The organism is Streptomyces sp. NPDC093544 (genome assembly GCF_040683495.1).
GTDB lineage: Bacteria > Actinomycetota > Actinomycetes > Streptomycetales > Streptomycetaceae > Streptomyces.
Genome location: NZ_JBFBEA010000003.1, coordinates 307,217 through 333,516, shown reverse-complemented (window position 1 = coordinate 333,516; position 26,300 = coordinate 307,217). Strand labels below are relative to the sequence as shown.

At 69.7% G+C, this 26,300-nt stretch carries 27 protein-coding genes; 23 read left to right on the top strand and 4 right to left on the bottom strand.

The annotated features are described in order from the left end of the window. Nucleotides 1–26: 26 nt before the first annotated feature. The 7 genes from AB0N66_RS05825 (at nt 27) to AB0N66_RS05795 (ending at nt 7,654) form a co-directional block, all read left to right on the top strand. Entirely contained in the window at nt 27–1,775 is a 1,749-nt protein-coding gene (locus AB0N66_RS05825) for an ABC transporter substrate-binding protein (RefSeq protein ID WP_365429252.1), read from the top strand. A 69-nt stretch (nt 1,776–1,844) separates the two neighbouring features. Then, nucleotides 1,845–2,852 carry an ABC transporter permease gene (locus tag AB0N66_RS05820; RefSeq protein ID WP_365429249.1) on the top strand — a complete coding sequence of 336 codons (1,008 nt, stop codon included), beginning with the start codon at nt 1,845–1,847 and terminating at the stop codon, nt 2,850–2,852. Beyond that, the gene (locus AB0N66_RS05815) at nt 2,849–3,946 is read left to right on the top strand and encodes an ABC transporter ATP-binding protein (protein WP_365429246.1); all 1,098 of its coding nucleotides are present in this window, start codon (nt 2,849–2,851) and stop codon (nt 3,944–3,946) included. The genes AB0N66_RS05820 and AB0N66_RS05815 overlap by 4 nt, the downstream gene beginning before the upstream one ends. Then, nucleotides 3,943–5,319 (top strand): dipeptide ABC transporter ATP-binding protein, encoded by a 1,377-nt coding sequence (locus tag AB0N66_RS05810; protein ID WP_365429243.1) that lies wholly within the window; start codon nt 3,943–3,945, stop codon nt 5,317–5,319. Before AB0N66_RS05815 ends, AB0N66_RS05810 begins: the two co-directional genes overlap by 4 nt. Before the next feature lie 77 nt (nt 5,320–5,396). Then, nucleotides 5,397–6,062 (top strand): trimeric intracellular cation channel family protein, encoded by a 666-nt coding sequence (locus tag AB0N66_RS05805; RefSeq protein ID WP_365429241.1) that lies wholly within the window; start codon nt 5,397–5,399, stop codon nt 6,060–6,062. Between the two features lie 83 nt (nt 6,063–6,145). Further along, the gene (locus tag AB0N66_RS05800; protein WP_365429238.1) at nt 6,146–7,006 is read left to right on the top strand and encodes a thioesterase family protein; all 861 of its coding nucleotides are present in this window, start codon (nt 6,146–6,148) and stop codon (nt 7,004–7,006) included. Between the two features lie 321 nt (nt 7,007–7,327). Beyond that, complete coding sequence (locus AB0N66_RS05795) at nt 7,328–7,654, top strand: hypothetical protein (protein WP_365429235.1); 327 nt, start codon at nt 7,328–7,330, stop codon at nt 7,652–7,654. 132 nt (nt 7,655–7,786) lie between these two features. Here the strand turns inward: AB0N66_RS05795 and AB0N66_RS05790 are convergent, their stop codons facing one another. Then, a complete protein-coding gene (locus AB0N66_RS05790) occupies nt 7,787–8,413 on the bottom strand; it encodes a TetR family transcriptional regulator (protein ID WP_365429232.1) in 627 nt (208 codons plus the stop codon). 124 nt (nt 8,414–8,537) lie between these two features. Between AB0N66_RS05790 and AB0N66_RS05785 the strand changes: the two genes are divergently transcribed. The 3 genes from AB0N66_RS05785 (at nt 8,538) to AB0N66_RS05775 (ending at nt 10,334) form a co-directional block, all read left to right on the top strand. Beyond that, nucleotides 8,538–8,705 carry a hypothetical protein gene (locus AB0N66_RS05785; RefSeq protein WP_365429229.1) on the top strand — a complete coding sequence of 56 codons (168 nt, stop codon included), beginning with the start codon at nt 8,538–8,540 and terminating at the stop codon, nt 8,703–8,705. Nucleotides 8,706–8,751: 46 nt separating this feature from the next. Next, nucleotides 8,752–9,072, top strand: coding sequence for a DUF4190 domain-containing protein (locus tag AB0N66_RS05780; RefSeq protein WP_365429226.1), 321 nt, complete (start codon nt 8,752–8,754; stop codon nt 9,070–9,072). Nucleotides 9,073–9,164: 92 nt separating this feature from the next. Next, complete coding sequence (locus AB0N66_RS05775; RefSeq protein WP_365429224.1) at nt 9,165–10,334, top strand: cysteine desulfurase family protein; 1,170 nt, start codon at nt 9,165–9,167, stop codon at nt 10,332–10,334. Here AB0N66_RS05775 and AB0N66_RS05770 read toward each other — a convergent pair. After that, nucleotides 10,327–11,061: an N-acetylmuramoyl-L-alanine amidase gene (locus tag AB0N66_RS05770; RefSeq protein ID WP_365429221.1), complete on the bottom strand. Its 735-nt coding sequence runs from the start codon at nt 11,059–11,061 to the stop codon at nt 10,327–10,329. The two genes, AB0N66_RS05775 and AB0N66_RS05770, sit on opposite strands and share 8 nt — an antisense overlap. A 60-nt stretch (nt 11,062–11,121) precedes the next feature. Here AB0N66_RS05770 and mnmA point away from each other — a divergent pair, with 60 nt between their 5' ends. Further along, nucleotides 11,122–12,249: a tRNA 2-thiouridine(34) synthase MnmA gene (gene mnmA / locus AB0N66_RS05765; protein ID WP_365429218.1), complete on the top strand. Its 1,128-nt coding sequence runs from the start codon at nt 11,122–11,124 to the stop codon at nt 12,247–12,249. A gap of 15 nt (nt 12,250–12,264) precedes the next feature. On the opposite strand, the gene AB0N66_RS05760 is transcribed toward mnmA, so the two are convergent. Both AB0N66_RS05760 and AB0N66_RS05755 read right to left on the bottom strand, forming a co-directional pair. Continuing rightward, nucleotides 12,265–13,056 (bottom strand): alpha/beta fold hydrolase, encoded by a 792-nt coding sequence (locus tag AB0N66_RS05760; RefSeq protein ID WP_365429215.1) that lies wholly within the window; start codon nt 13,054–13,056, stop codon nt 12,265–12,267. A gap of 37 nt (nt 13,057–13,093) precedes the next feature. After that, nucleotides 13,094–13,417: a DUF427 domain-containing protein gene (locus AB0N66_RS05755; protein ID WP_365429212.1), complete on the bottom strand. Its 324-nt coding sequence runs from the start codon at nt 13,415–13,417 to the stop codon at nt 13,094–13,096. Between the two features lie 50 nt (nt 13,418–13,467). Between AB0N66_RS05755 and AB0N66_RS05750 the strand changes: the two genes are divergently transcribed. From AB0N66_RS05750 to AB0N66_RS05695, 12 genes are all read left to right on the top strand, one after another. Next, a complete protein-coding gene (locus AB0N66_RS05750) occupies nt 13,468–14,007 on the top strand; it encodes a TIGR00730 family Rossman fold protein (protein ID WP_365429209.1) in 540 nt (179 codons plus the stop codon). A gap of 7 nt (nt 14,008–14,014) precedes the next feature. Further along, a complete protein-coding gene (locus tag AB0N66_RS05745) occupies nt 14,015–14,713 on the top strand; it encodes an SDR family oxidoreductase (RefSeq protein ID WP_365429206.1) in 699 nt (232 codons plus the stop codon). Between the two features lie 31 nt (nt 14,714–14,744). After that, nucleotides 14,745–15,752: a methionine synthase gene (locus tag AB0N66_RS05740; RefSeq protein ID WP_365429203.1), complete on the top strand. Its 1,008-nt coding sequence runs from the start codon at nt 14,745–14,747 to the stop codon at nt 15,750–15,752. A 15-nt stretch (nt 15,753–15,767) separates the two neighbouring features. Beyond that, entirely contained in the window at nt 15,768–17,960 is a 2,193-nt protein-coding gene (gene ligA / locus AB0N66_RS05735) for an NAD-dependent DNA ligase LigA (protein ID WP_365429200.1), read from the top strand. A 262-nt stretch (nt 17,961–18,222) separates the two neighbouring features. Further along, nucleotides 18,223–20,439 (top strand): bifunctional diguanylate cyclase/phosphodiesterase, encoded by a 2,217-nt coding sequence (locus tag AB0N66_RS05730; RefSeq protein WP_365429197.1) that lies wholly within the window; start codon nt 18,223–18,225, stop codon nt 20,437–20,439. Nucleotides 20,440–20,823: 384 nt separating this feature from the next. Then, entirely contained in the window at nt 20,824–21,120 is a 297-nt protein-coding gene (gatC, locus tag AB0N66_RS05725; RefSeq protein ID WP_190154674.1) for an Asp-tRNA(Asn)/Glu-tRNA(Gln) amidotransferase subunit GatC, read from the top strand. A gap of 5 nt (nt 21,121–21,125) precedes the next feature. Then, nucleotides 21,126–22,631, top strand: a complete 1,506-nt coding sequence (gene gatA, locus AB0N66_RS05720; RefSeq protein ID WP_365429194.1) for an Asp-tRNA(Asn)/Glu-tRNA(Gln) amidotransferase subunit GatA — start codon at nt 21,126–21,128, stop codon at nt 22,629–22,631. A 5-nt stretch (nt 22,632–22,636) separates the two neighbouring features. Further along, nucleotides 22,637–22,870 carry a hypothetical protein gene (locus tag AB0N66_RS05715; RefSeq protein ID WP_185146129.1) on the top strand — a complete coding sequence of 78 codons (234 nt, stop codon included), beginning with the start codon at nt 22,637–22,639 and terminating at the stop codon, nt 22,868–22,870. Between the two features lie 16 nt (nt 22,871–22,886). Further along, nucleotides 22,887–24,404 carry an Asp-tRNA(Asn)/Glu-tRNA(Gln) amidotransferase subunit GatB gene (gene gatB / locus AB0N66_RS05710; RefSeq protein ID WP_365429192.1) on the top strand — a complete coding sequence of 506 codons (1,518 nt, stop codon included), beginning with the start codon at nt 22,887–22,889 and terminating at the stop codon, nt 24,402–24,404. A gap of 186 nt (nt 24,405–24,590) precedes the next feature. Then, nucleotides 24,591–25,157, top strand: a complete 567-nt coding sequence (locus tag AB0N66_RS05705; RefSeq protein WP_365429190.1) for a GNAT family protein — start codon at nt 24,591–24,593, stop codon at nt 25,155–25,157. A 64-nt stretch (nt 25,158–25,221) separates the two neighbouring features. Continuing rightward, entirely contained in the window at nt 25,222–25,839 is a 618-nt protein-coding gene (locus tag AB0N66_RS05700; protein WP_365429187.1) for a hypothetical protein, read from the top strand. Between the two features lie 201 nt (nt 25,840–26,040). Continuing rightward, nucleotides 26,041–26,235: a hypothetical protein gene (locus AB0N66_RS05695; protein ID WP_365429184.1), complete on the top strand. Its 195-nt coding sequence runs from the start codon at nt 26,041–26,043 to the stop codon at nt 26,233–26,235. Nucleotides 26,236–26,300: the final 65 nt, after the last annotated feature.

Below are 26,300 nucleotides of genomic sequence, written 5' to 3'. Positions count from 1 at the left end.
CCAACAATGGAGGGGACCCGAACATCATGCGAAGGTCAGCGCTGGCCGCAGTTGCGGCCATCGGCAGTGTGAGTCTGCTTCTCGCAGGCTGCAGCAAGGCCGATGACAACACGAACGACGACACGAAATCAGCTGGGGCCAACGCAGCGACCAAGGACGTCGTCAACGCTTCCACCCAGAAGGGTGGGACGGTCACGTACGAGTACTCCGACGTCCCGGACTCGTTCGACCCGGGCAACACGTACTACGCGTACATGTACAACCTCAGCCGGTTGTACGCCCGCCCGCTGATGACCTTCAAGCCCGCCGCGGGCGACAAGGGCAACGAGCTGGTCCCGGACCTCGCCGCCAGCGCGGGTGTGCCGAGCGACGGCGGCAAGACCTGGACGTACAAGCTGCGCTCGGGCCTCAAGTACCAGGACGGCACGGCGATCACGTCGAAGGACGTGAAGTACGCCGTGGAGCGCTCCAACTTCGCGCGTGACGTACTCTCCCTCGGCCCGAACTACTTCCAGCAGTTCCTCGAGGGCGGCGACAAGTACAAGGGCCCCTACAAGGACAAGAGCGCCGAGGGTCTGTCGTCCATCGAGACGCCGGACGACACGACGATCGTCTTCAAGCTCAACACCGCCTTCCAGGAGTTCGACTACCTGGTCGCCACGCCGCAGACGGCTCCGGTGCCGCAGGCCAAGGACACCGGCGTCGACTACGTCAAGAACATCGTGTCCTCGGGCTCGTACAAGTTCGAGAGCTACGAGGAGGGCAAGCAGGTCACCCTCGTCCGCAACGAGAACTGGGACGCGAAGACCGACCCGCTGCGCAAGCAGTACCCGGACAAGATCGTCGTCAAGCTGAAGGTCAACGCCGAGACGATCGACCAGGACGTGATGGCCGGTAACGCCATCGACCTGGGCGGTACGGGTGTCCAGGCCGCGACGCAGGCCAAGGTGGTCAACTCCGCCGACCTGAAGGCCAACACCGACAACACCTACGGTGGCCGTCTCGTCTACATGGCGATCAACACCAAGCTCGCCCCGTTCGACAACGTCGCCTGCCGCAAGGCCGTCGAGTACGCCATCGACAAGGTCTCGGTGCAGACCGCCGAGGGCGGCCCGATCCGTGGTGACATCGCCACCACCGTCCTCCCGCCGGACATCCCCGGCTACGAGAAGTCGGACATCTACGCCTCCGCCGGCAACAAGGGCGACGTGGCCAAGGCCAAGGAGCAGCTGACGGCCTGCGGCAAGACGTCGATCACCACGAACATCTCCGCGCGCAGCGACCGCCCGGCGGAGATCGACGCGGCCACCGCGATCATCAACTCGCTGAAGGCCGCCGGCATCAACGCCAGCCTGAAGCAGTACCCGTCGGGCAAGTACTTCACCGACAACGCGGGTGTCCCCGAGTTCGACAAGAAGAACAACATCGGTCTGATGATGATGCAGTGGGGTTCCGACTGGCCGTCCGGCTACGGCTTCCTGCAGCAGATCCTGAACGGTGCCGCGATCGGCGCGTCCGGCAACACCAACCTGTCGCAGCTCGACAACGCCGTGGTCAACTCGACGCTGCAGAAGGCGATCGGCACCGAGGACAAGGCCGCGCGTGACGCCCTCTACACCGAGGTCGACAAGAAGGCCATGGAAGAGGCGGCCCTCGTTCCGCTGACCTACTTCAAGGTCCTGCTGTACCGCCCGGCCGGCTTCACCAACCTGGTCTCCACGGCGGCCTTCAGCGGCCAGTACGACTACCTCAACATCGGTACGACCAAGAAGTAGCCCCGGAAGGCAGGTGAAGGCATTGGTGCCCGCGGGCTTAGCGGCCCGCGGGCACCAGCGCCGATCCCCGTGATCTCGTACATCCTCCGCCGGATGGCCGCGGCAGTGATCCTGCTGCTGGTCGTCACCGCGGTCACCTTCGCCATTTTCTTCGTACTGCCGCGGTTCGCCGGTCAGACCGCAGACTCGCTGGCCCAGCAGTACATCGGGAAGAACCCGTCGGCGGCCGATATCGCCGCGGTCAAGCACAACCTCGGACTGGACCAGCCCCTTTACGCCCAGTTCTGGCATTTCATCAAGGGGATCGTGGTCGGGGCCACCTATGACCTCGGCCCCACCACGGCGCACTGCGACGCGCCCTGCTTCGGCTACTCCTTCAAGACCCACCAGGCGGTCTGGCCGGAGCTGACGTCCCGCATTCCGGTGACGGCCTCGCTGGCCGCCGGTGCCGCCGTGCTCTGGCTGGTGTCCGGTGTCACGGCCGGTGTGGTCTCCGCGCTCAAGCCGCGCTCGTTCCTCGACCGCACCTTCATGGGCATCGCCCTTGCCGGTGTCTCGCTGCCCATGTTCTTCACGGGCAACCTGGCGCTGCTGCTCTTCACCTTCCAGTGGCCGATCTTCGGCCAGACGTACGTCCCGTTCACCGAGAATCCCGCGGAGTGGGCCAACACCCTCTTCCCCGCGTGGTGCTCGCTCGCACTTCTCTACTCCGCCATCTACGCGCGGCTCACCCGCTCGGGCATGCTGGAGACGATGAACGAGGACTACATCCGTACGGCCCGCGCCAAGGGCCTGCGTGAGAGCAAGGTCGTGGTGCGGCACGGGCTGCGGGCCGCGCTGACGCCGATCATCACCATCTTCGGCATGGACCTCGGTCTGCTGCTCGGCGGAGCCGTGATCACCGAGTACGTGTTCTCGCTGCCCGGCATCGGCCAGTACGCGGTACAGGGCATCACCGACAACGACCTGCCCAAGATCCTCGGTGTCACCCTGATCGCCGCCCTCTTCGTCGTGATCGCAAATCTTCTGGTGGACCTGCTCTACGCAGCCGCCGACCCGCGGGTGAGGCTCTCGTGACCGAACTGTCCAAGACCGGCGCCGCGGTAGGCGAACCCGTCACCGCGCGCTCGGACGCACCGAGCGCCTTCCTCGAAGTACGCGACCTCAAGGTGCACTTCCCGACCGACGACGGCGTGGTCAAGTCCGTCGACGGGCTCAGCTTCTCGCTGGAGAAGGGCAAGACCCTCTCCATCGTGGGCGAGTCGGGCTCCGGGAAGTCCGTCACCTCGCTGGCGATCATGGGTCTGCACCGGCTGGGCGCGGGCGGCAAGCACGTCCGGATGTCCGGCGAGATCTGGCTCGACGGCAAGGAACTGGTCGGCGCCGACCCGGACGAGGTGCGCAAGCTCCGCGGCCGCGAGATGTCGATGATCTTCCAGGACCCGCTCTCCGCGATGCACCCGTACTACACGATCGGTAACCAGATCGTGGAGGCGTACCGCGTCCACCACAAGGTCAACAAGAAGACCGCGCGCAGGCGGGCCATCGAGATGCTCGACCGGGTCGGCATCCCCGAGCCCGGCAAGCGCGTCGACAGCTACCCGCACGAGTTCTCCGGCGGTATGCGCCAGCGCGCGATGATCGCCATGGCGCTCGTCAACAACCCCGAGCTGCTCATCGCGGACGAGCCGACGACCGCCCTGGACGTGACCGTCCAGGCGCAGATCCTCGACCTCATCCGCGATCTGCAGAAGGAGTTCGGCTCCGCCGTCGTCCTCATCACCCACGACCTGGGTGTGGTCGCCGAGATCGCCGACGACGTCCTGGTGATGTACGGCGGCCGGTGCGCGGAACGCGGTCCCGTCGACACGATCTTCGAGCGGCCGCAGCACCCCTACACCTGGGGTCTGCTCGGCTCGATGCCGCGTATCGACCGGGAGACGTCCGAGCGGCTCATCCCCGTCAAGGGCCAGCCGCCGAGTCTCATCAACATCCCCTCGGGCTGCGCCTTCCACCCGCGCTGCCCGTACGCCGACCTCCCCAAGGGCGATGTCACCCGTACCGTGCGCCCCGAACTGCAACTGGTCGGCAGCGGGCACTACTCCGCCTGTCACCTCTCGCCGGAGGACCGCACGCGGATCTGGACCGAAGAGATTGCGCCGAAGCTGTGAGTGAGACGAAGAAGACGGACGCCGTCGACGCGCCGGTGACCCCGCCGCAGGCGGCGGCCTCCGATGACCGCGAGGTGCTGCTCAGGGTCCAGGGGCTGAAGAAGCACTTCCCTATCCGGAAGGGCGTCCTCCAGCGCCAGGTCGCGGCCGTCAAGGCGGTCGACGGCATCGACTTCGAGGTGCGCAAGGGCGAGACGCTGGGCGTGGTCGGCGAGTCCGGCTGCGGCAAGTCGACCATGGGCCGGGTCATCACCCGGCTCCAGGACCCGACCGCCGGCACCATCGAGTTCGAGGGCAAGGACATCACCCGGCTCGGCGCGGGAGGGATGCGCCCGCTGCGCCGGGACATCCAGATGATCTTCCAGGACCCGTACGGTTCGCTGAACCCGCGGCACACCATCGGCTCGATCGTCTCGGCGCCCTTCCGGCTCCAGGGCGTGGAGCCCGAGGGCGGTGTGAAGAAGGAGGTCCAGCGCCTTCTCGAGCTGGTGGGTCTGAGCCCCGAGCACTTCAACCGCTACCCGCACGAGTTCTCCGGCGGTCAGCGCCAGCGCATCGGCATCGCCCGCGCGCTCGCCCTGAAGCCGAAGCTGGTCGTCGCGGACGAGCCGGTCTCGGCCCTCGACGTGTCGATCCAGGCGCAGGTCGTGAACCTGATGGACGACCTGCAGACCGAGCTGGGCCTGACGTACGTGATCATCGCGCACGACCTCTCCGTCGTACGCCATGTCTCGGACCGTATCGCGGTGATGTACCTCGGCAAGATCGTCGAACTCGCCGACCGTACCTCGCTGTACGAGGCGCCGATGCACCCGTACACCAAGGCCCTGATGTCGGCGGTGCCGGTCCCGGACCCCAAGCGCCGGGGCACCAAGAGCGACCGCATCCTGCTCAAGGGTGACGTGCCCTCGCCGATCTCGCCGCCGAGCGGCTGCCGCTTCCACACGCGGTGCTGGAAGGCCACGGAGATCTGCAAGACGACCGAGCCGCTGCTCCTGGAGCTGAAGCCCGGCCAGCAGGTGGCCTGCCACCACCCGGAGAACGCGGACGACCAGGCGCCGCAGGACACGGTGTTGCTGTCGGCGGCCAAGGTGGCCATGGAGACGGTCGAGCTGGTCCCTGCGGTGGATGCCGCCGAGGTGTCGGGGGAGGCTCCGGCCGAGGTGTCGGTCGAGACCGGGACTTCGGTTGAGGCTGAAGCTGAGACTCCGGCTGAGGCTGCGACTTCGGCCGAGGCTGAGACCTCGGTCGAGGTTGAGGCTCCGGCTGAGGCTGCGGAGGAGACTTCCTCCGAGGAACCGGAGTCCGCACCCGAGGCAAGCGCGTCCACGGAGTCGAAGGAGTCCACGGAGCCGAAAGAGTCCAAGGACTAGGCGCCGAAGCCGGGCCGAAGCACCACGAACGGGAGAGCGCACGCGCGCTCTCCCGTTCGCATAGGTAAAAATGGCGGGTGCTCCAGGAACTGTTCACCCCCTCCGTCCAGCATGTCCTCGACCTCGTGGGGATCTTCGTCTTCGCGATCTCCGGCGCCCTGCTGGCCGTCCGCAAGAACTTCGACGTCTTCGGCATCGCCGTACTCGCCGAGGTCACCGCGCTGGGCGGAGGACTGTTCCGCGACCTGATCATCGGGGCCGTACCCCCGGCCGCGTTCACCGACCTCGGCTACTTCAGCACCCCGCTGCTCGCCGCCCTGCTCGTCTTCTTCCTCCACCCGGAGGTGGAACGGACCCAGGTCGCCGTCAACGTCTTCGACGCGGCAGGACTCGGCCTCTTCTGCGTCTCCGGCACGACGAAGGCGTACGAGTACGGGCTCGGCCTGACCCAGTCCGCGGCCCTCGGCCTCGCCACGGCGGTCGGCGGCGGCGTGCTGCGTGACGTCCTCGCCAACGAGGTGCCCTCGCTGCTGCGTTGGGACCGCGACCTGTACGCGGTGCCGGCGATGGTCGGTGCGGCGATGGTCGTCGTGTGCATCCGCTACGACATGCTCACCACGTTCACCAGCGGACTCGCGGTCGTCACCGCCTTCGTGCTGCGGCTGCTCGCGATGCGGTACCACTGGCGGGCGCCGCGCGCGTGGCACCGGCGCTCGACGGCGACCGAGTCGGAGACTCCGTGAACCCTGGCTCGTCGCGGGCAGACGTCATGCGCCTGAAACAGTCAAAGCTACCGCTTAGTAATTTCCTGTTGTACCGTTCGGGCATGTCAGATGCAGCTTCGATACAGGCCGTACAGGCCACGATCGGCGACAGCGAGTTCGACCGCGACACGGCGGTCACCCTGCGCGAACCCGGCGTCTACGACATCGACCTGTCCGCCGGGTGGACGATCATCAGTGCCGTCAACGGCGGCTATCTCCTGGCGGTCCTGGGCCGCGCCCTCGCGCACGCCCTGCCGCACGCCGACCCGTTCACGATCTCCGCGCACTACCTGACCGCGTCCCAGCCGGGACCGGCGGTCGTCCGTACGGAGGCCGTACGCACCGGCCGGACCCTCTCCACCGGCCAGGCCTCCCTCTTCCAGTACGACGACGAGGGCCGCGAGGTCGAACGGATCCGCGTCCTCGCCTCGTACGGCGATCTCGACACCCTGCCCGAAGACGTCCGTACGACGGCGAAGCCGCCCGCGATACCGCCCATGGACCAGTGCTTCGGTCCCGAAGACGCGCCTGCACCCGTGCCCGGCGGCTCGGCGATCACCGACCGGCTGATGCTCAAGCTCGACCCGGCGACGCTGGGCTGGGCGCTCGGAGCGCCCTCCGGGAAGGGCGAGATGAGGTCCTGGTTCGGCCTGGCCGACGGCCGCGACGCGGACCCCCTCTCACTACTCCTCGCCGTCGACGCGCTGCCCCCGACCGCCTTCGAACTCGGCCTGTCCGGCTGGGTGCCGACCGTCGAACTGACGGTGCACGTCCGCTCCCGCCCGGCCCCCGGCCCGCTCCGGGTGTCGATCACCACCCGCAACCTCGCCGGCGGCTTCCTGGAGGAGGACGCCGAGGTGTGGGACAGCGCGGACCGGCTGGTCGCGCAGTCCCGGCAGCTCGCACGGGTGCGGATCGGCTGAGGGGCTCGCCGGCCGGTCCGTCAGGTGGCCGACCGGACCGGCCGGTCAGGTCGCCGATCGGGCGTCGAACTCGTGGACGCCCGTGAGGCGTTGCGGCGCCGGGTGGCAGGCGGCGTTGCCGCCGCTGGTCCCGATGTCACGGTTCGGGAACAGCGCTCCCACCTGGACCTGTCTTCTTTCCCGCGGCTTCAACCGATCCACAGCAAGCCATAGCTTCGGCACAGCGTGGTCCTACCTGGATCTGGTGCTCTGGCCCCCACTCATCCCGTACTCATCCGGTACTCATAAACCGGGCTCGGGACCTGACTGGGAGTTAGCCTCATGAACCGTCGTGTACGACTCGTCCCCGCCGTCGCACTGCTCGCACTCGCGCCTCTGCTGGCGGCCTGTGGCTCGGGCGACTCGTCCTCGGACAGCGGCACCACCGGCCAGACGGAGTGTGCCCGGCCTTCGGGCATGCCGAGCGGGGGCCCGTCCGGGCGGCCCAGCGGCGCGCGGTCCGGCAGGCCCTCCGGTGCTCCGTCCGGGATGCCCTCGGGCGCGGCCCGCTCGGGTCGGCCGTCCGGTATGCCGAGCGGTGGGGCCGGTGGCGGCGGCTGCGGTGGCGGGGGTGGTGGGCAGGGGGCTCAGGCGCAGCAGACGGGCTGACCCTTTCCCTCACGTCGGTTCGATGGCTTTGTGGGGTGACGTACTCGGTGAACGGGTGCGTCACCTCTGCCAGTTGCGTCACCGGAGCCGGGTTGTCACCCCAGCCAATTCCGTCACGGGAGCCGGGTTGCGTCACCCCAGCCAGTTGCGGCGGCCGATGCTGATCAGCCGCATCTGGCGGGCCGCCACGCGGGCCACCCGGTCCCGCTCCTCCTCGGACGCCTCCAGCGCCTCCAGGAGGAGCGACGCCGTCATCAGCATCTGGTCGACGTACAGGCCCGCGAGCATCAGCAGGTCGTCGTCGCTCCACCCCTGCGACTCGGGCTGCTTGGCCAGCTCGGTCTTCACTTCCTCGGCGAACCGGGCCAGTTGCTCGCGGATCTCCTCCCGCACCGGCTGTACGCCGCCGTGCCGCTCGCGCGCGATGAAGCGGACGTGCGCGGGGTGGGTCGCCACGTGGTGGGCGATCAGATCGACGGCACGCGTGATGCGTTCGTCGCTGTCGCCGGCCGCGGACACGGTGTCCCCGATCATCGGGTGCAGGCTGCCCAGCGCCTCCTCGACGAGCGCCACACCCAGATCCGCCGTCGAGCGGAAGTGCCGGTAGAAGGCGGTCGGAGCGACACCTACGGCACGGGTGACCTCACGCAGACCCAGGCTGCTCAGGCTCTGCTCCTCCAGCAGCCCCAACGCCGCGTCCAGGAGGGCCTGTCGGGTCTTCTGCTTCTGGGCCTGTCGGATGCCGAGGGTGTGACTCATGCCATGCAGTTAACAACTGTTCTCTGTAGTTGGAAAGCCGGGTGACCCGCTAGACTCAAGAGTCAGTGAACAAGTGTTACTACAACCGTTCACTGAGTCGTCGGACTTCCACGAGAGGCATCTCATGCTGTTCCTCGTCGCCGCCCTCCTGCTGATGGGTGTGGTCATGGGCTCCGTGGCCCACGCGCCGGTGCCCGTCAGCCTCGTCGCCGCCGTCGTCATCGGCATCTGGCTGGCCGTCTTCGCCGTTCGGGAGCGGAACGCACGCCGGCGCCACACCTCCCTCAACTGACTGCGCCACACCTCCACCAACTGAATGTTGGGAGCGGACTCACACCATGGAACTCACCGAACTCACCGAACGTACTGACCACGCCGACCGCGAGGAACTTGCCGAGCGCACCGCCGCGCCGACCCGCGGGACCGCAGGGCGGGACGCCGACGGTATGGCCGTCGCCTCCTTCATCCTCGGCCTCGTCGGCCTCCTGGTCCTCAATGTCTTCCTGGGCCCCATCGCCATCGTCCTCGCGTCGATCGCCCTGTACCGCGGCACGGCCCGCCGGGGCCGCGCGTTCCTGGGCCTCGGTCTGGGCGTCGCGGACCTGGTCGTACTGGTGGCCCTCATGCAGTTCGACAGCACGGTGTCCTGGAGCTTCTAGGGCGCGATACGACCCCGGGTGGCGACCGGGCCGGGTCCACCCCCGGGTGGGGCGGAGGCAGTGGTGAGCGGGCCCGTAGAATCGGGCCCACCATGGCTTACCTCGACCACGCCGCGACCACGCCGATGCTTCCCGAGGCGGTAGAGGCACTGACCGCCCAACTGAGCGTCACGGGCAACGCCTCCTCCCTGCATGCCGCCGGCCGCCGCGCCAGACGTACCGTCGAGGAAGGCCGTGAAGCCCTGGCGGACGCCCTCGCCGCACGCCCCAGCGAGGTGGTCTTCACCTCCGGCGGCACCGAGGCCGACAACCTCGCCGTGAAGGGCCTCTATTGGGCTCGCCGCGACGCCGATCCCGCCCGCACCCGCATCCTCGCGAGCCCCGTCGAACACCACGCCGTCCTCGACGCCGTGCACTGGCTCGGCGAACACGAGGGTGCCACCGTCGAGTACCTCCCGGTGGACTCGTACGGCCGCGTGCACCCGGACGCCCTGCGCGAGGCCATCGCCCGCAACCCCGACGACGTCACCCTCGCCACGGTCATGTGGGCCAACAACGAGATCGGCACCATCATGCCGGTCCGCGAACTGGCCGACGTGGCAGCCGAGTTCGGCGTCCCGCTGCACGCCGACGCCGTCCAGGCCTTCGGTCAGATCCCGGTCGACTTCGGCGCTTCGGGCCTCGCCGCCATGACGGTGTCCGGCCACAAGATCGGCGGCCCGTACGGCATCGGCGCGCTGCTCCTGGGCCGCGAGTACAGCCCCGTACCCGTCCTGCACGGCGGCGGCCAGGAACGCCACGTCCGCTCCGGCACGCTCGACGTACCCGCGATCGCGTCGTTCGCCGTCGCCGGGCAACTCGCCGCCGAGCAGCGCGAGTGGTTCGCCCGGGAGATCGGCGCCCTGCGCGACGACCTGGTCGAGGCCGTACGCAAGGCCGTGCCCGACGCGATCCTCGGTGGCGATCCGGCCGATGGAGGGCGGCTGCCGGCCAACGCGCACTTCACCTTCCCCGGCTGCGAAGGCGATTCCCTGCTCCTCCTCCTGGACGCGCAGGGCATCGAGTGCTCCACCGGCTCCGCGTGCACGGCGGGCGTGGCCCAGCCGAGCCACGTCCTCCTCGCCACCGGCACCGACCCCGACCTGGCCCGCGGCACCCTCCGCTTCTCCCTCGGCCACACCTCCACGGAGGCGGACGTCCAGGCGGTGGCCCGCGCGATCGGACCGGCGGTGGAACGGGCGCGCTCGGCGGGGCTCAGCTAGCGGACGCCTCGCCCGTCCCGGCCGCCTGGGTCTGTGCCTGGGCGGACAGTGCCTGCCGTACGAGCGGTATGTACCGGTCCCAGTCCCAGTTCGGCCCAGGGTCCGTGTGATCCGTGCCCGGCACCTCGACGTGCCCGATGATGTGCTCCCGGTCGACGGGGATGTCGTAGCGCCCGCATATCCGGGCCGTCAGCCGTGCCGAGGCCGCGTACATCGCGTCCGTGAGGTCCTCGGGGCGGTCCACGAAGCCCTCGTGCTCTATGCCGACACTCCGCTCGTTGTACTCGCGGTTGCCCGCGTGGAACGCCACGTCCAGCTCGCGGATCATCTGGGCGATGTGCCCGTCCTGGCGGACGATGTAGTGCGCGGCCGCGCCGTGCCCCGGGTCCTGGAAGACCTTCACCGCGCTGGCGAAGCTGCCCTGGGTGACGTGGATGATCACCCGGTCTATTCCGTAGTCGTCGGGCCGGTCCGCCCGCCGCCAGTTCGCCGACGACGCCGCAACCCACTGGGCGCCCGCGAAGTCGACCTCGCCCTCCTTGCGCGGCTTCTCCACGCTCGGCAGCCGCCACCACAGACGCGCGAGCTCGTCGCGCGCGAGCACGACGCTCCCCACGGCGGCCGCCGCGCCACCGATGAGCAGCGCCCGGCGCCCGATCCGCCGGTCGCCGTCCCTGGCCCGGTGGCCCTTCGTACGGGCCTCTCCGTCCGCCTTTTTCTCCCCCATGCGATCTTCAACGGATACTCGCGGGCTTCGGTTCCCACGGCCCCGTACCCTGGAGGGGTTATGACTGACACCTCGCAGCGCCCCCGCACCCTTCGCGTACTCGCCGCCATGTCCGGTGGAGTGGACTCCGCCGTCGCCGCCGCCCGCGCGGCGGAAGCCGGCCACGATGTGACGGGCGTGCACCTCGCGCTCTCCGCCAACCCGCAATCGTTCCGCACGGGCGCGCGTGGCTGTTGCACCATCGAGGACTCGCGCGACGCCCGCCGCGCGGCCGATGTCATCGGCATCCCGTTCTACGTGTGGGACCTCGCCGAGCGCTTCCGGGAGGACGTGGTCGAGGACTTCGTCGCCGAGTACGAGGCGGGGCGCACCCCGAACCCGTGCCTGCGCTGCAACGAGAAGATCAAGTTCGCCGCGCTGCTCGACAAGGCGCTCGCGCTCGGCTTCGACGCGGTCTGCACGGGCCACTACGCGAAGGTGATGGTCGGCGAGGACGGCACGCGCGAGCTGCACCGCGCCTCCGACATGGCCAAGGACCAGTCGTACGTCCTCGGAGTGCTCGACGACCGCCAGCTCGCGCACGCCATGTTCCCGCTCGGGGACACCCTCACCACGAAGGACGAGATCCGCGCCGAGGCCGAGCGCCGGGGCCTCGCCGTCGCCAAGAAGCCGGACTCCCACGACATCTGCTTCATCGCCGACGGCGACACCCAGGGCTTCCTGGCGAACCGTCTCGGCAAGGCCGAGGGCGACATCGTCGACGAGTCCGGCACCAAGCTGGGCACCCACGAGGGCGCGTTCGGCTACACGATCGGCCAGCGCAAGGGGCTCCGCATCGGCACCCCGGCCCCCGACGGCAAGCCGCGCTACGTCCTGGACATCTCGCCCGTCGACAACACCGTGACGGTCGGCCCGGCGGCGGCCCTGGACGTCAACGGCCTCACAGCCATCAAGCCCCGCTGGTGCGGCACCGCCCCGACCGGGCCCGGCACCTACACGGCCCAACTCCGCGCCCACGGCGGCGAGACGACGGTCACGGCGGAGCTCGTCGACGGCACCCTCGAAGTCGCCTTCACCGAGCCAGTCCGCGGTGTCGCCCCCGGCCAGGCGGTCGTCCTGTACGACGGCACACGCGTGGTCGGCTCGGCGACGATCGCGACGACCACGCGCGCGACGGCGGCTGTCTAGCACCGTCCGACCGGCTCAACTGCTGCCGGCGCTCCCGAAGAACTCCGCCAGAACCGGCGCCAGCACCTGGGGATCCACCATGTGGGTCTGGCCGTCCAACGTGCGGTACGACCCGTCGGGGACCGTTTCGGCGACGGTGCGCGCCGCCTCCCGCAGCCACTCGGGGCTCGCTCCGCCGCCGACGGCCAGCACCGGCACCGTGAGCGAGGCCAGCCGGTCCCGGGGGACCAGTCCGTCGCCCATCGCGGCATTGTCGTAAGCCAGGGTCGGTGCGATCGCCTCCATGTCCGGCCACGCGGGGGAGCGGCGGGCGCCCGCGATCATCTCCGGCGGCGTACCGGCGAGTGCCATGAACAGCTCGACGGCGTCTCCCCGCCGCCCCTTGCCGAGCAGCTCGGTCAGCCGCTCGGTGTACTCCAGGCGCTCCTTGCCGCCCCCTTCGTATACGGCGAACGGTGTCTCGTAGACGACGACTTGGCTGACGGGCAGCCCGCTCGCCGCGGCCTCCAGGGCCAGCGCGCCGCCCGACGAGATGCCGTAGAGCGCCGCGGGGCCCCCGGACGCCTCGATCAGCGCCGCGATGTCCTCGACCTCACGGGCCACCGCGAAGGGGGCCGTGTCGCCGCTCTCACCCCGGCCCCGTCGGTCGTAGGTGATGGCGCCGAAACGGTCCGAGAGGGCTGCCGCCTGTGGCGCCAGGGTGGCGCCCGTGCACAGGGCGCCACCGACCAGGACAACCGTCGGGCCGTCACCGTGGCGTTCGTACGCGATAGGGGTTCCGTCGAGGGAGAGAGTCTTCTTGTCCATGCCGTGGAGACTGGCAGAAGACCCGGAACTCATCGGGTCAGACCACTTCCACTTCGTAGAAGCACAGGTGGTCCTTGATCTGGGTGACTTCGGGGTTGGGGTCGGGGTACGCCCAGACCAGGTCGGCCGCGTCGGCGAGGGACCAGTAGGACGCGGTGCCCTTGAAGGGGCAGAACGTGTGGGTCGGGGAAGCCGCCAGCAGATCGAGGCGGACATCCTCCGGGGGGATGTAGTAGCGCACGGGACAGCCGGTCTCGCGCAGCAACAGGGGGCGGTCGCTCTCCGCCAGGATCTGGTCGCCGTGCACGACGCGTACGCGCTCCGTGCCCTGCTCGATGGTGATCGTGTGTCCTTCAGCCATACCTGGAAAGCACCGGCAGGCCCGAAGTTCTTCCCCCGTACCGTGGACGCATGAATATCTGTGTCTTTCTCTCCGCCGCCGACCTCGACGAGCGCTACACGCGCCCCGCGCGGGAGTTCGCCGAACTGCTGGGCAAAGGCGGCCACACGCTGGTGTGGGGCGGCTCCGACGTCGGTCTCATGAAGGTGGTCGCCGACGGAGTGCAGGAGGCGGGCGGGCGCCTGGTGGGCGTCTCCGTGGACTTCCTGGCGGACACGGCCCGGCCGAACGCCGACGAGATGGTCATCGCGCGTGACCTGGCCGCGCGCAAGGCGCTGCTTGTGGAGAAGGCCGACGCCGTGGTGATCATGGTCGGGGGAACGGGGACGCTCGACGAGGCGACCGAGATCCTGGAGCTGAAGAAGCACGGGAAGACGCAGAAGCCGGTGGTGCTGCTCAACACGGCGGGCTTCTACGACGGCCTGAAGGAGCAGTTCCGGCGTATGGAGGACGAGGGTTTCCTGCCGCTTCCCCTCACTGAACTGGTGTTCTTCGCCGAAGAGGCAGTGGGCGCCCTGGCCTACCTGGAGGAGAGTCAGGGCCAGCAGTGATGCGAGCATGGCGGGCATGGCTACCCATGTGATCACCGGGGCGGGCTCCGGCATCGGCGCGGCCGTCGCCCGCCGCCTCCACGCGCGCGGGGACGACATCGTGCTGCACGCGCGCGACGCGGGCCGCGCGAAGGAACTCGCCGCCCAGTACCCCGGAGCGAGGACTCTGGTCGGTGACCTCGCGGACCCGGACAAGCTCTCCTGGGCGTTCTCGTACCAGACGCTGCCCGACCGGATCGACTCGCTGCTGCACATCGCGGGCGTCGTCGACCTCGGCCCGGTCGGCGAGCTGACCCCCAAGTCCTGGCGCCACCAGCTCAACGTCAACCTGATCGCCCCCGCCGAGCTGACCCGCCACTTCCTTCCCCAACTGCGCCTGTCCCAGGGGCACGTGCTGTTCGTCAACTCCGGCGCCGGCCTCAACGCCCACGCCGACTGGTCCGCGTACGCCGCCTCCAAGCACGGCCTCAAAGCCCTCGCCGACTCCCTGCGCCACGAGGAGCACAGGAACGGCGTCCGCGTCACCTCCGTCTACCCCGGCCGCACCGCCGGCCCCATGCAGGTCAAGGTCCACCAGCAGGAGGGCAAAGAGTACGACGCGTCGAAGTGGATCGACCCCGAGTCCGTCGCGACGACGATCCTGATGGCCCTCGACCTGCCGAGCGACGCGGAGGTCAGCAACCTGACGGTACGACCGGGCCGCTGACCTCGTGAGAGCCATTCCGTAGGCTTCCCGCGTGAGCGAAAACAGCAGGTTCAGGTTCGGTCCCGCCACCGGGGTCGGATCCATGCCCGGAGGGGACACGCGGGAAGCCGCGAAGACCGTCACCGGGTCCGTCGAGGAGTTCCCGTATCTGCCCGAGTTGCCCGCGCGGGGGCCCGGCGCCGACATGATCGGGCGGACCGCCGGGATGCTCGTCGAGCTCTACGCGCGCGTGGAGCCCAGCGGGTGGCGGCTCGGGGACCGGCCGGGGCGGGACACCAAGCGGGCCCGGTCGTGGCTGGGGGAGGACCTCGACGCGACCGAGGAGTACCTGCAGGGGTTCGAAGGGCCGCTGAAGGTGCAGGCCGTGGGGCCCTGGACACTGGCCGCCGCGCTGGAGTTGAGGAACGGCGAGGTGGCGCTCTCCGACCTCGGCGCCTGCCGGGATCTCGCCGGTTCGCTCGCCGAGGGACTGCGTGTCCATCTCGAAGACGTACAGCGGCGCGTTCCGGGAGCACAGCTCGTCCTCCAGCTCGACGAGCCGTCCCTCATCGCCGTACTGCGCGGGCACGTGAGGAGCGCGAGCGGCTACCGGACCCACCGGGCCGTGGACCGGCAGCTGATCGAGGCGACGCTGCGGGATGTCATCGGGGTGCACGGAGAAGGCCCCGTCGTGGTGCACTCGTGCGCACCCGACGTGCCGTTCGCGCTGCTGGGCAGGGCGGGCGCCTCGGCGGTCTCCTTCGACTTCTCGCTCCTCACCGAGCGTGACGACGATGTGATCGGGGAAGCAGTGGAAGGCGGGACGCAACTCCTCGCCGGTGTCGTCCCCGGCGTGGACGGTCCATTGTCAGACCCTGCCGGTAGCGTCATGGGTGTCAGGACGCTGTGGCGCAGGCTGGGGCTGCAACCGGGGCTTCTCGCGGAGGCGGTCACGGTCACTCCGTCGTGCGGGCTCGCGGGGGCTTCCCCCGACTATGCGCGCAGGGCGCTCGCCCACTGCGTCCGGGCGGCGAGATCCCTCGCGGACAACCCTGAGTAACGGGAGGACAACACGGTGGCCGGCGAAAAGCACGCAGAGCCCACATCGGTACCCGCCGAGGCACGGGAGAAGCACGCGCTGCTCGCCGAGCAGATCGAGGAGCACCGCTTCCGGTACTACGTCAGGGACCAACCCGTCATCAGCGACGCGGAGTTCGACAAACTCCTGCGCTCCGTGGAGGCCCTTGAGGACGAGTACCCCGAGCTGCGCACGCCCGACTCCCCGACCCAGAAGGTCGCGGGCGCGTACGCGACCGAGTTCACGTCCGTGCAGCACCGCGAGCGCATGCTGTCGCTCGACAACGCCTTCGACGACCTGGAGCTCGCGGCCTGGGCCGAGCGCGTCGCCAAAGACGTGGGCACCACCGACTACCACCTCCTGTGCGAGCTGAAGGTCGACGGCCTCGCGGTCAACCTCACGTACGAGGGCGGCCGCCTCACGCGCGCGGCGACCCGCGGCGATGGCCGCACGGGCGAGGACATCACGCCCAACGTCCGTACGATCGCGGAGATCCCGGACCGGCTGAAGGGCGAGCGCGTCCCGGACCTCGTGGAGATCCGCGGCGAGGTCTACTTCCCGATGGAGAAGTTCGAAGAGCTCAACGCCCGCCTGGTGGAGGCCGGTGACAAGCCCTTCGCCAACCCGCGCAACGCGGCGGCGGGCTCCCTGCGCCAGAAGGACCCGCGCGTCACCGCGAGCCGCCCCCTGCACATGGTGGTGCACGGCATCGGCGCCCGCGAGGGCTTCGACATCGATCGCCTCTCGCATGCGTACGAACTGCTTCACGAGTGGGGCCTGCCGACCACGAGGTACGCGAAGGTGGTCGACGACCTCGATGGCGTACGGGAGTTCATCGCGTTCTACGGCGAGAACCGCCACTCCGTGGAGCACGAGATCGACGGGGTGGTCGTCAAGCTCGACGAGATCCGCCTCCAGGGCCGCCTGGGGTCCACGGCCCGTGCCCCGCGCTGGGCGATCGCCTGGAAGTACGCGCCCGAGGAGGTCAACACCAAGCTGATCAACATCCGGGTCGGTGTCGGACGCACAGGCCGCGTCACGCCGTACGCGCAGGTCGAACCGGTCACGGTCGCCGGCTCCGAGGTCGAGTTCGCGACCCTGCACAACCAGGACGTGGTCAAGGCCAAGGGCGTCCTCATCGGCGACACGGTCGTGCTCCGCAAGGCCGGTGACGTCATCCCGGAGATCCTCGGGCCGGTGGTCGACCTGCGCGACGGCAGCGAGCGGGAGTTCGTGATGCCGGCCGAGTGCCCGGAGTGCGGGACGCCGCTGCGCCCGATGAAGGAAGGCGACATCGACCTGCGCTGCCCGAACGCCCGCACCTGCCCGGCCCAGTTGCGGGAGCGGCTCTTCTATCTGGCGGGCCGCAAGGCGCTGGACATCGAGCACTTCGGGTACGTCGCCGCCGCGGCGCTCACCAAGCCGCTGGAGCCGGCCGAGCCGCCGCTCATGGACGAGGGCGATCTCTTCGACCTCACCATCGAGCGACTGCTGCCCATCAAGGCGTACGTCCTCGACCAGGACAGCGGACTGCCCAAGCGCGACCCGAAGACGGGCGAGGAGAAGATCGCCACGGTCTTCGCCAACCAGCAGGGCGAGCCCAAGAAGAACGCGATCGCCATGCTGGACACCATTGCGGCGGCCAAGGAGCGCCCGCTCGCCCGCGTGCTGACGGGGCTGTCGATCCGTCATGTCGGGCCGGTCGCGGCCGAGGCGCTGGCCCGCGAGTTCCGCTCGATCGACCGGATCGAGGAGGCGACCGAGGAGGAGCTCGCCGCCACCGAGGGCGTCGGCGCGATCATCGCCACCTCCCTCAAGCAGTGGTTCGCGGAGGACTGGCACCGCGAGATCCTGCGCAAGTGGCGCGCGGCCGGGGTCCGCATGGAGGAGGAGAGCTCCGGCGAGGACGACGGGCCGCGCCCGCTCGAGGGGCTCACCGTTGTCGTCACGGGAACGCTCGAACACCACACACGGGATGGCGCGAAAGAGGCCCTGCAGAGCCGGGGAGCGAAAGTGACCGGTTCTGTTTCGAAGAAGACATCTTTCGTCGTTGTGGGAGACAATCCCGGTTCCAAGTACGACAAGGCCATGCAGCTGAAAGTTCCGGTTCTGAACGAGGACGGCTTCGCCGTTCTGCTCGAACAGGGACCGGACGCGGCAGCGGAAGTCGCACTTCCGATCGAGGAGTAGCGGTTGAAGGCCACCCGTTCGGCGCATATCAGATGCATACGGGTGGCCGGGTCGCATTCGGGCAACCGTCCACGACCGCTGCCCGTGGAAGCCTTCTGCGGCCTAGTGTTGAGATGTGCGCCTGCCGTGCCCAGCTGCGGTTGGGGCATCCCCTGCTCCTCGGGAGTTCGGGGATTGGTTTTCGGACGCGGCGGCCGTGGCCAGATTGTCTTCGGGCCCGGGCCGCGTGGCGTGGGCACCGCCGGCTGTGAGAGGGACGGGAATGGAACCGACCGAGAGCGCCGCCTCTGACTCACGGCTGCGCCGGATGGCCGGCGCATGGCTCGGGGGCGGCCGCGGGACAGCGCGGACCTCGGAGCGCCCCGGCGCCGCGTCCCGCACGGCCGCCAATGGTGTGGGGGTCGGCGGTCTCGCTCCCGGCCCCGGCATGGCCGGCCACGAACCCGAACGGCCCATATCCGGGCCCGCGCTGCCCGCGGCGGTCGTCGCGGCGGCCGGGCTAGTCCTGGGCGCCGGTTTCTACCGGGCGTTCAGCGGCGACCACGCGCTCTTCCCCTCCGGCGCCGTCGGCTGGTCGCTCGCCCTGCTGACCGGCATCATCGTCGGCCACCTCGTCGCCCTCGGCCGCTCCCGCTGGTGGGGCGGCACGGGCTCCGGCGCCGCCCTCACCCTCGCGGTCCTGCTGCTGTTCGGCTGGGTGCCCGCCGGAATGGTCAGCCTGACCGTCGTCGTCCTGGTCGGCATCGCGCGCCGCAACCGTTGGCGCCAGGGCATCCTGCACGGCGCGGTCGACATCCTCGGCATCGGCGCCGGGGCGCTGGTCCTGGCCGCCTGGGGACGGTTCCCGTCCGTCGAGACGCCCTGGAGCCCGGAGACCTGGACCGTCTCCGCGGTACCCGAAGTGGTCCTGGTCGCCGCCGCGTATCTCGCGGCCACCCGCACCCTGCTCTGGTACGTCCACGCGCCGCGTACCGGCGGCCTGCCGACCGTCGCGCGTACGGCCCTGGTCAGACAGGGGCTCGTCGCGGTCGCGCTGCTCGGCATCACGCCGCTGATCTGCGTGGTCGCGATCGCGCAGCCGATGCTGCTGCCGCTGTTCTCGATCCCGCTGATCGCTCTCGACTCCACCCTGTGGATCGCCCGCGCGCGGGCGGAGGAGCAGTTGCGTGACCCGCTGACCGGGCTGCCCAACCGGCAGTGGCTGCTTGAACGTACGTGGACGGCCCTGGACGAAGCCGAACGCATCGGTGCACGTTCCGCCCTGATGCTGATCGACCTGGACCGTTTCCGTTCGGTGAATGACACGCTTGGGCATCTCGCCGGAGACCGGCTGCTCCTTCAGATAGCCGATCGGCTGCGGCTCAACCTGCCGCGCGGAGCGGAGGCCGCGCGGCTGGGCGGCGACGAGTTCGCCGTACTGCTGCCCATCGCCGACTCCACGACGTCGGCCACGCGGGTCGCCCGCAATCTCGTCGCCGCGCTCGGTTCGTCGCTCGACCTGGACGGGCTCTCGCTCGTCCTGGAGGCCAGCGCCGGGCTCGCCGTCTTCCCCGACCACGCGCTCGACGCGGAGGGGCTGCTCCGGCGGGCGGACGTCGCCATGTACCAGGCGAAGCGGGACCGGACGGGGGTGGAGGTGTACGAGTCCAAGCGGGACTCGAACACACCGGACCGGCTGGGGCTGCTGGGGGATCTGCGCCGGGCCCTGGACGCCGGGGACGTCGAGCTGCACTACCAGCCGAAGGTCCGGTTCGACGGTCAGGTCGCCGGACTCGAGGCACTCGTACGGTGGGTGCACCCCGAGCGGGGAAGGGTCGCACCGGACGAGTTCATCGCCATCGCCGAGTCGTCCGGGCTCATGCCGCACCTCACGGAGTACGTCCTGGAGACCGCGCTCGCCCAGGTCGCGCGGTGGCGTGCACAGGGGCTGCATGTGCCGGTCGCGGTGAACGTCTCGCCACGCGATGTCCACACCCCCGGGTTCGCGGGCTCGGTCGCCGCGCGACTGGCCAGGCACGGGGTTCCCGCGGGGTCGCTCCAGCTGGAGATAACGGAGCATGTGCTCCTTGAGGATCCGCAGCGGGCCGCGGACACCCTGGCCGCGCTGACCGCGCACGGGGTGAAGATGTCGCTGGACGACTTCGGTACGGGGTACTCCTCGCTCGTCCATCTGCGCCGACTGCCGGTCAGCGAGCTGAAGATCGACCGGTCCTTCGTCGCAAGGCTCGCCGTGGACAACGAGGACGCGGAGATCGTGCGCTGCACCATCGATCTCGCGCACTCGCTCGGACTGCTTGTCGTCGCCGAGGGCGTGGAGGACGACGAGACGTGGGAGCGGTTGCGCGATCTCGGGTGTGACGCGGTGCAGGGGTGGCTGGTCGCCGCCGCGATGCCGCCGGAGGACACCACGGCGTGGTTGCTCGCGCGGGGGTCGCGGGGGTGGCAGCGGCCGCGGGCCGCGTTGCCGGCGGCGGAGTAGTCCCGCCGGCCGGTGGGGGCCGTTTTATTCACCCGTTTATTCACCCGCCCACGCACCGCCCGTGACGGTTCGCTGATGAGTGGGCGTCTCCTGTGGGGGCCGAGCGCCATCGGGGCCCGCCCGTCAGCGGACGGGACGACAAGGGGCGCGGGGAACTGCGCGCCCAGCCACAGACGGCCCGCAGCGTCCGAACGATGGCGCGGCCCCTGGAGGGACGGCCGCCGACGGCGCTCAAACCCCCACAGGAGAGGCCCGCTTGTCGGGAGACAGTCACGGGCGGGCGTGGGTGGGCAAAGGCTCCCGAGGAAACCCGGGCGCAGGCACCGTCCCCCGACCCATAGGATTGGGCCAAACCACACACACTCACCCCCAGAGGAACGCCGCATGCCTGGCATCACGCGCGAGGAGGTCGCCCACCTCGCACGGCTGGCGCGTCTGGAGCTGAAGGGCGAAGAGCTCGATCACTTCGCCGGCCAGCTCGACGACATCATCGGCGCGGTCGCCCGCGTCAGCGAGGTCGCCGACCAAGACGTACCGCCGACCTCACATCCGCTGCCGCTGACGAACGTCATGCGCGCGGACGAGGTCCGTCCGTCGCTCACCCCCGAGCAGGCGCTCTCCGGCGCCCCGGCCCAGGAGCAGCGGCGTTTCAAGGTGCCGCAGATCCTGGGGGAGGACTAATCACCATGACGGACACCAACGTCAACATCATCAGGCTGACGGCCGCGGAGATCGCCGCCAAGGTCGCTTCCGGCGAACTCACCGCCGTCGAGGTCACCGAGGCGCACCTCGCCCGTATCGAGGCCGTCGACGAGAAGGTGCACGCCTTCCTGCACGTCGACCGCGAGGGAGCGCTCGCCCAGGCTCGCGCCGTCGACGGGAAGCGGGAGCGCGGCGAGAAGCTCGGCCCGCTCGCCGGCGTCCCCCTCGCACTCAAGGACATCTTCACCACCGAGGGCATCCCGACCACCGTCGGATCGAAGATCCTCGAAGGGTGGATCCCGCCGTACGACGCGACCGTCACCAAGAGGCTGAAGGCCGCCGACGTCGTCATCCTGGGCAAGACCAACATGGACGAGTTCGCCATGGGGTCCAGCACCGAGAACAGCGCGTACGGGCCCACCGGCAACCCCTGGGATCTGAGCAGGATCCCCGGCGGCTCGGGCGGCGGGTCGAGCGCCGCGCTCGCCTCCTTCCAGGCCCCCCTCGCCATCGGCACGGACACCGGCGGCTCGATCCGCCAGCCCGCGGCCGTCACCGGCACGGTCGGCGTCAAGCCGACGTACGGCGGCGTCTCCCGCTACGGCATGGTGGCGTTCTCGTCCTCCCTCGACCAGGGCGGCCCCTGCGGCCGTACGGTCCTGGACACGGCCCTGCTCCACGAGGTCATCGCCGGGCACGACCCGCTCGACTCGACCTCCATCGACGCCCCGGTCCCGCCGGTCGTCGAGGCCGCGCGCAACGGCTCAGTCGCCGGGATGCGCGTCGGCGTCGTCAAGCAGTTCGCGGGCGAGGGCTACCAGGCCGGAGTCGTCCAGCGTTTCAACGAGTCCGTCGCCCTCCTCAAGGAGCTGGGCGCCGAGATCGTCGAGCTGGACTGCCCGTCCTTCGACCTGGCGCTCTCCGCGTACTACCTGATCGCGCCGTCCGAGTGTTCCTCGAACCTCGCCCGCTTCGACGCCATGCGCTACGGCCTGCGCGTCGGCGACGACGGCACGCACTCCGCCGAGCAGGTCACCGCCCTCACCCGTGAGGAGGGCTTCGGCGACGAGGTCAAGCGCCGCATCATGCTCGGCACGTACGCCCTGTCCAGCGGCTACTACGACGCGTACTACGGCAGCGCCCAGAAGGTCCGTACGCTCATCACGCGCGACTTCGAGAAGGCGTTCGAGCAGGTCGACGTGATCGTGTCGCCCACGACGCCGACCACCGCCTTCCCGATCGGCGAGCGCGCCGACGACCCGATGGCGATGTACCTCGCGGACCTCTGCACCATCCCGACCAACCTGGCGGGCAACGCCGCCATGTCGCTGCCCTGCGGTCTCGCGCCGGAGGACAACCTTCCGGTCGGCCTGCAGATCATCGCCCCCGCGATGAAGGACGACCGGCTGTACAAGGTCGGCGCCGCCGTCGAGGCCGCCTTCGTGGAAAGGTGGGGGCACCCGCTGATCGAGGAGGCTCCGTCGCTGTGAGTGCCATGGCAAAGAAGGCCAAGAACTTCAAGAAGTCCAAGACGGGCGTGTACGTGTCGCTCGCCAGCACCGCCTTCGGTGCGCTCAGCGTCGCCAAGCAGGCCAAGCTCGCCCGCGAGGACGGCGACTTCCTGCGGCTCGTCGACGCCGCCGTATCCGCCGCCGCCATCGTCACCGGCCTCGCCATCCTCTACCGGGAGCTCAAGCGCCTGGGCGACGACGACGTCCTGCTGGGCTGAGAGGGAAGTTTTCACCGTGACCACCACGACCGACGAACTGGTGTCGTACGAGGACGCTCTGGCGACGTACGACCCTGTCATGGGCCTCGAAGTCCATGTCGAACTCGGCACCAAGACCAAGATGTTCTGCGGGTGTTCCACCGAGCTGGGCGCCGAGCCCAACTCGCAGACCTGCCCGACCTGCCTCGGCATGCCCGGCGCGCTCCCGGTCGTCAACGCGATCGGCATCGAGTCCGCCATCAAGATCGGCCTCGCGCTGCACTGCGAGATCGCCGAGTGGTGCCGCTTCGCCCGGAAGAACTACTTCTATCCGGACATGCCGAAGAACTTCCAGACCTCCCAGTACGACGAGCCGATCGCCTTCAACGGCTATCTGGACGTCCAGATGGAGGACGGCGAGGTCTTCCGCGTGGAGATCGAGCGCGCCCACATGGAGGAGGACACCGGTAAGTCGCTGCACGTCGGCGGCGCCACCGGCCGTATCCACGGCGCCTCGCACTCGCTTCTCGACTACAACCGTGCCGGCATCCCGCTCATCGAAATCGTCACCAAGCCGATCGAGGGCGCGGGCGAGCGCGCTCCCGAGGTCGCCAAGGCGTACGTCGCCGAGCTGCGCGAGCTCATCAAGGCGCTCGGTGTCTCCGAGGCCCGCATGGAGCAGGGCCAGATGCGCTGCGACGTGAACCTGTCGCTGCGTCCTTACGGCCGGGAGAAGTTCGGCACCCGGAGCGAGACGAAGAACGTCAACTCCCTGCGCTCCGTGGAGCGTGCGGCCCGCTTCGAGATCCAGCGGCACGCCGCCGTGCTCAACAGCGGCGGCACGATCATCCAGGAGACCCGCCACTTCCACGAGGACACCGGGTCCACGACCTCCGGCCGCGTGAAGGAGGAGGCTGAGGACTACCGGTACTTCCCGGAGCCCGACCTCGTCCCCATCGCGCCGTCCCGTGAGTGGGTCGAGGAGCTGCGCGCCGGTCTGCCGGAGCAGCCGCTTGCCCGCCGCAACCGGCTGCGTGAGGAGTGGGGCGTCGGCGCCCACGACATGCAGTCGATCCTCAACGCCGGTGCCATCGACCTGATCGTCGCCACCACCGAGGAGGGCGCCGACTCGGCGTCCGCCCGCAAGTGGTGGATGGGCGAACTGGCCCGCAGCGCCAACGAGTCGGGCAAGGCCCTTGAGGACCTGCCCATCACCCCGGCGCAGGTCGCCCGCGTCACCGCCCTGGTGGCCGAGGGCTCCCTGAACGACAAGCTGGCCCGCCAGGTCATCGAAGGCGTCCTCGCCGGCGAGGGCACCCCGGACGAGGTCGTCGAGAAGCGCGGTCTGAAGGTCGTCTCCGACGAGGGTGCGCTGACCGCCGCCGTCGACGAGGCCATCGTCGGCAACCCCGGTATCGCCGACAAGATCCGCGGCGGCAAGCTCCAGGCCGTCGGCGCGCTGGTCGGCGCGGTCATGAAGGCCACCCGTGGCCAGGCCGACGCGGCCCGCGTCAAGGAACTGATCCTGGAGAGGCTGGGCGTCAGCGAGGGCTGAGGTCCGCGTTTTCTTGTGCCTTGGGGGGATGCATCGATTCCGATGCATCCCCCCAAGCGCGTCTCCGAAGAGAGTGTCTTCCGCGCCTCAGCATCGAGCCGCCCGAGTGCCGCGCCGCCCATGAGAGGCTGGCCGGCGCGACGGACGCCGAGGTGGCGGACGTACTGGAGAAGGAGCGGCGGCAGGATGTACGCGATATCCCTGGGTGACGACGGAGCGGAACTGCGGCCTCTGGAGCCCTGGCACGCCGAGGAGCTCCTGGCGCACATGGAGCGGGGACGCGAGTTCATCGGCCGGCACATCGCCCTGGCCGACGCGGTGAAGGACCTCCCGTCGGCGCGGGCCTTCCTCCAGGCGTACGCCGACAAGCGCGCCGCCGACACGGGCCACCTGTACGGGATCTGGCTGGAGGGGAAGCTTGTCGGCGGGCTGCTCTTCAGGATTTTCGACACCGCGCAGCAGACCTGCGAGGCCGGGTGCTGGCTGGAACCCGCGGCCGCCGGACACGGACTCGTCACCCGCGGGGCGCGGACCATCATCGACTGGGCGGTCGAGGAGCGCGGTATGCACCGTGTGGAGTGGATCGCGTCACCCGCGAACGAGCCGAGCCTGAACGTGGCGCGGCGGCTGGGCATGACGCGGGAGGGCGTACTTCGCGAAAGCTACCTGTATCGGGGCGTACGGAGCGACATGGAGGTCTGGTCGGTGCTCGCCCCCGAGTGGCGGGCGGCACGCGCGCGTCACGGACGATAACGATCGACTTCCATTCCCGCGAACATTAAGAGACCTCTCAGACAGCATCCGTACGGTGCGATGTATGGGAACCAAGACTGTTGACGAGGCCGGGGTCGAGACCGGCGCCGAGGCGAAGAGCGAAGAGGAAAAGGTGGACGTCACCAAGAGCGACGCCACTGACGCCACCGAGGCCGACGAGGCCACGGAAACCGACGGGGAAGCCACGGCCGGCACCCCTGACGAGGACGAGGACGGGTTCGACGACGAGGAGCCGGCCGAGCCGGTCGCCGAGAAGGTCCCCTCAGGGGTCGGCCTGGGTGCCGCAGCTGTGGTCTCGGCCGCACTGGGTCTCGTCTCGCTGACCGGCGGCTGGCTCGGTACCGTCGCCCAGGCGCGCGACTCGCTCTACGGGCAGCTGGAGACCGCGTCCACCGCGACCGTCTCCACCCAGATCGAGCAGGTCTACGGCAACTCGTGGAACGCCAACGCGCTGGTCGCCGGCATCTTCGCGCTGGTCGCCCTGATCGTCGGCGTCGGCGTGCTGGTCCGGCCGCTGTTCGGGAACCCCGACCGGGTGGTGCAGTCCACGTGGGTCAAGTCCGTCGCCTGGGCGGGTGTCTCGCTCGCGATCATCGGCCTGCTGCTGGCCGTCCTGAAGTACACCGACGTCCTGCTGGCCATGCCGACCGTGAGCAGCTGAGTACTCGCTCCCGAGCTGTCCCAGCTCTCCGACCTGTCCTGAGGGGCCTTAGGCCCGCCCTACGTCATGTACGGCGGACCTAAGGCCCTTCGTGCGCTCAAGATGCGGAACTCTCCCGATGTGGCGCACCCCCCTTGGAGACGAAGGTTGAGGCATCGCAACAAGCGAAGCCCGAAACCGACTCTTCACGAGGGGTACAAGATGTTCGAGTACGAGCTCCAGCAGATCCGTTCCGCAGAGCTGATCCGCGAGGCCCAGAACCACCGACTGGCTCGGGAGGCACTCCGCAGCCGCCGTGCCGCCCGCCGCGCCGCGCGCGATTCGGCACAGAACGACGCGGAGGGGCAGTCGCATAGCCGCCGCCACCGCCGGCACCGGTTCGCCCGCGCCGCGTGAACGCCGCCGCCGGGCCCCGGGAGGACGGCCGCACAGGGGTCGGCCGTCCCGCCGGGCCCCGGGAG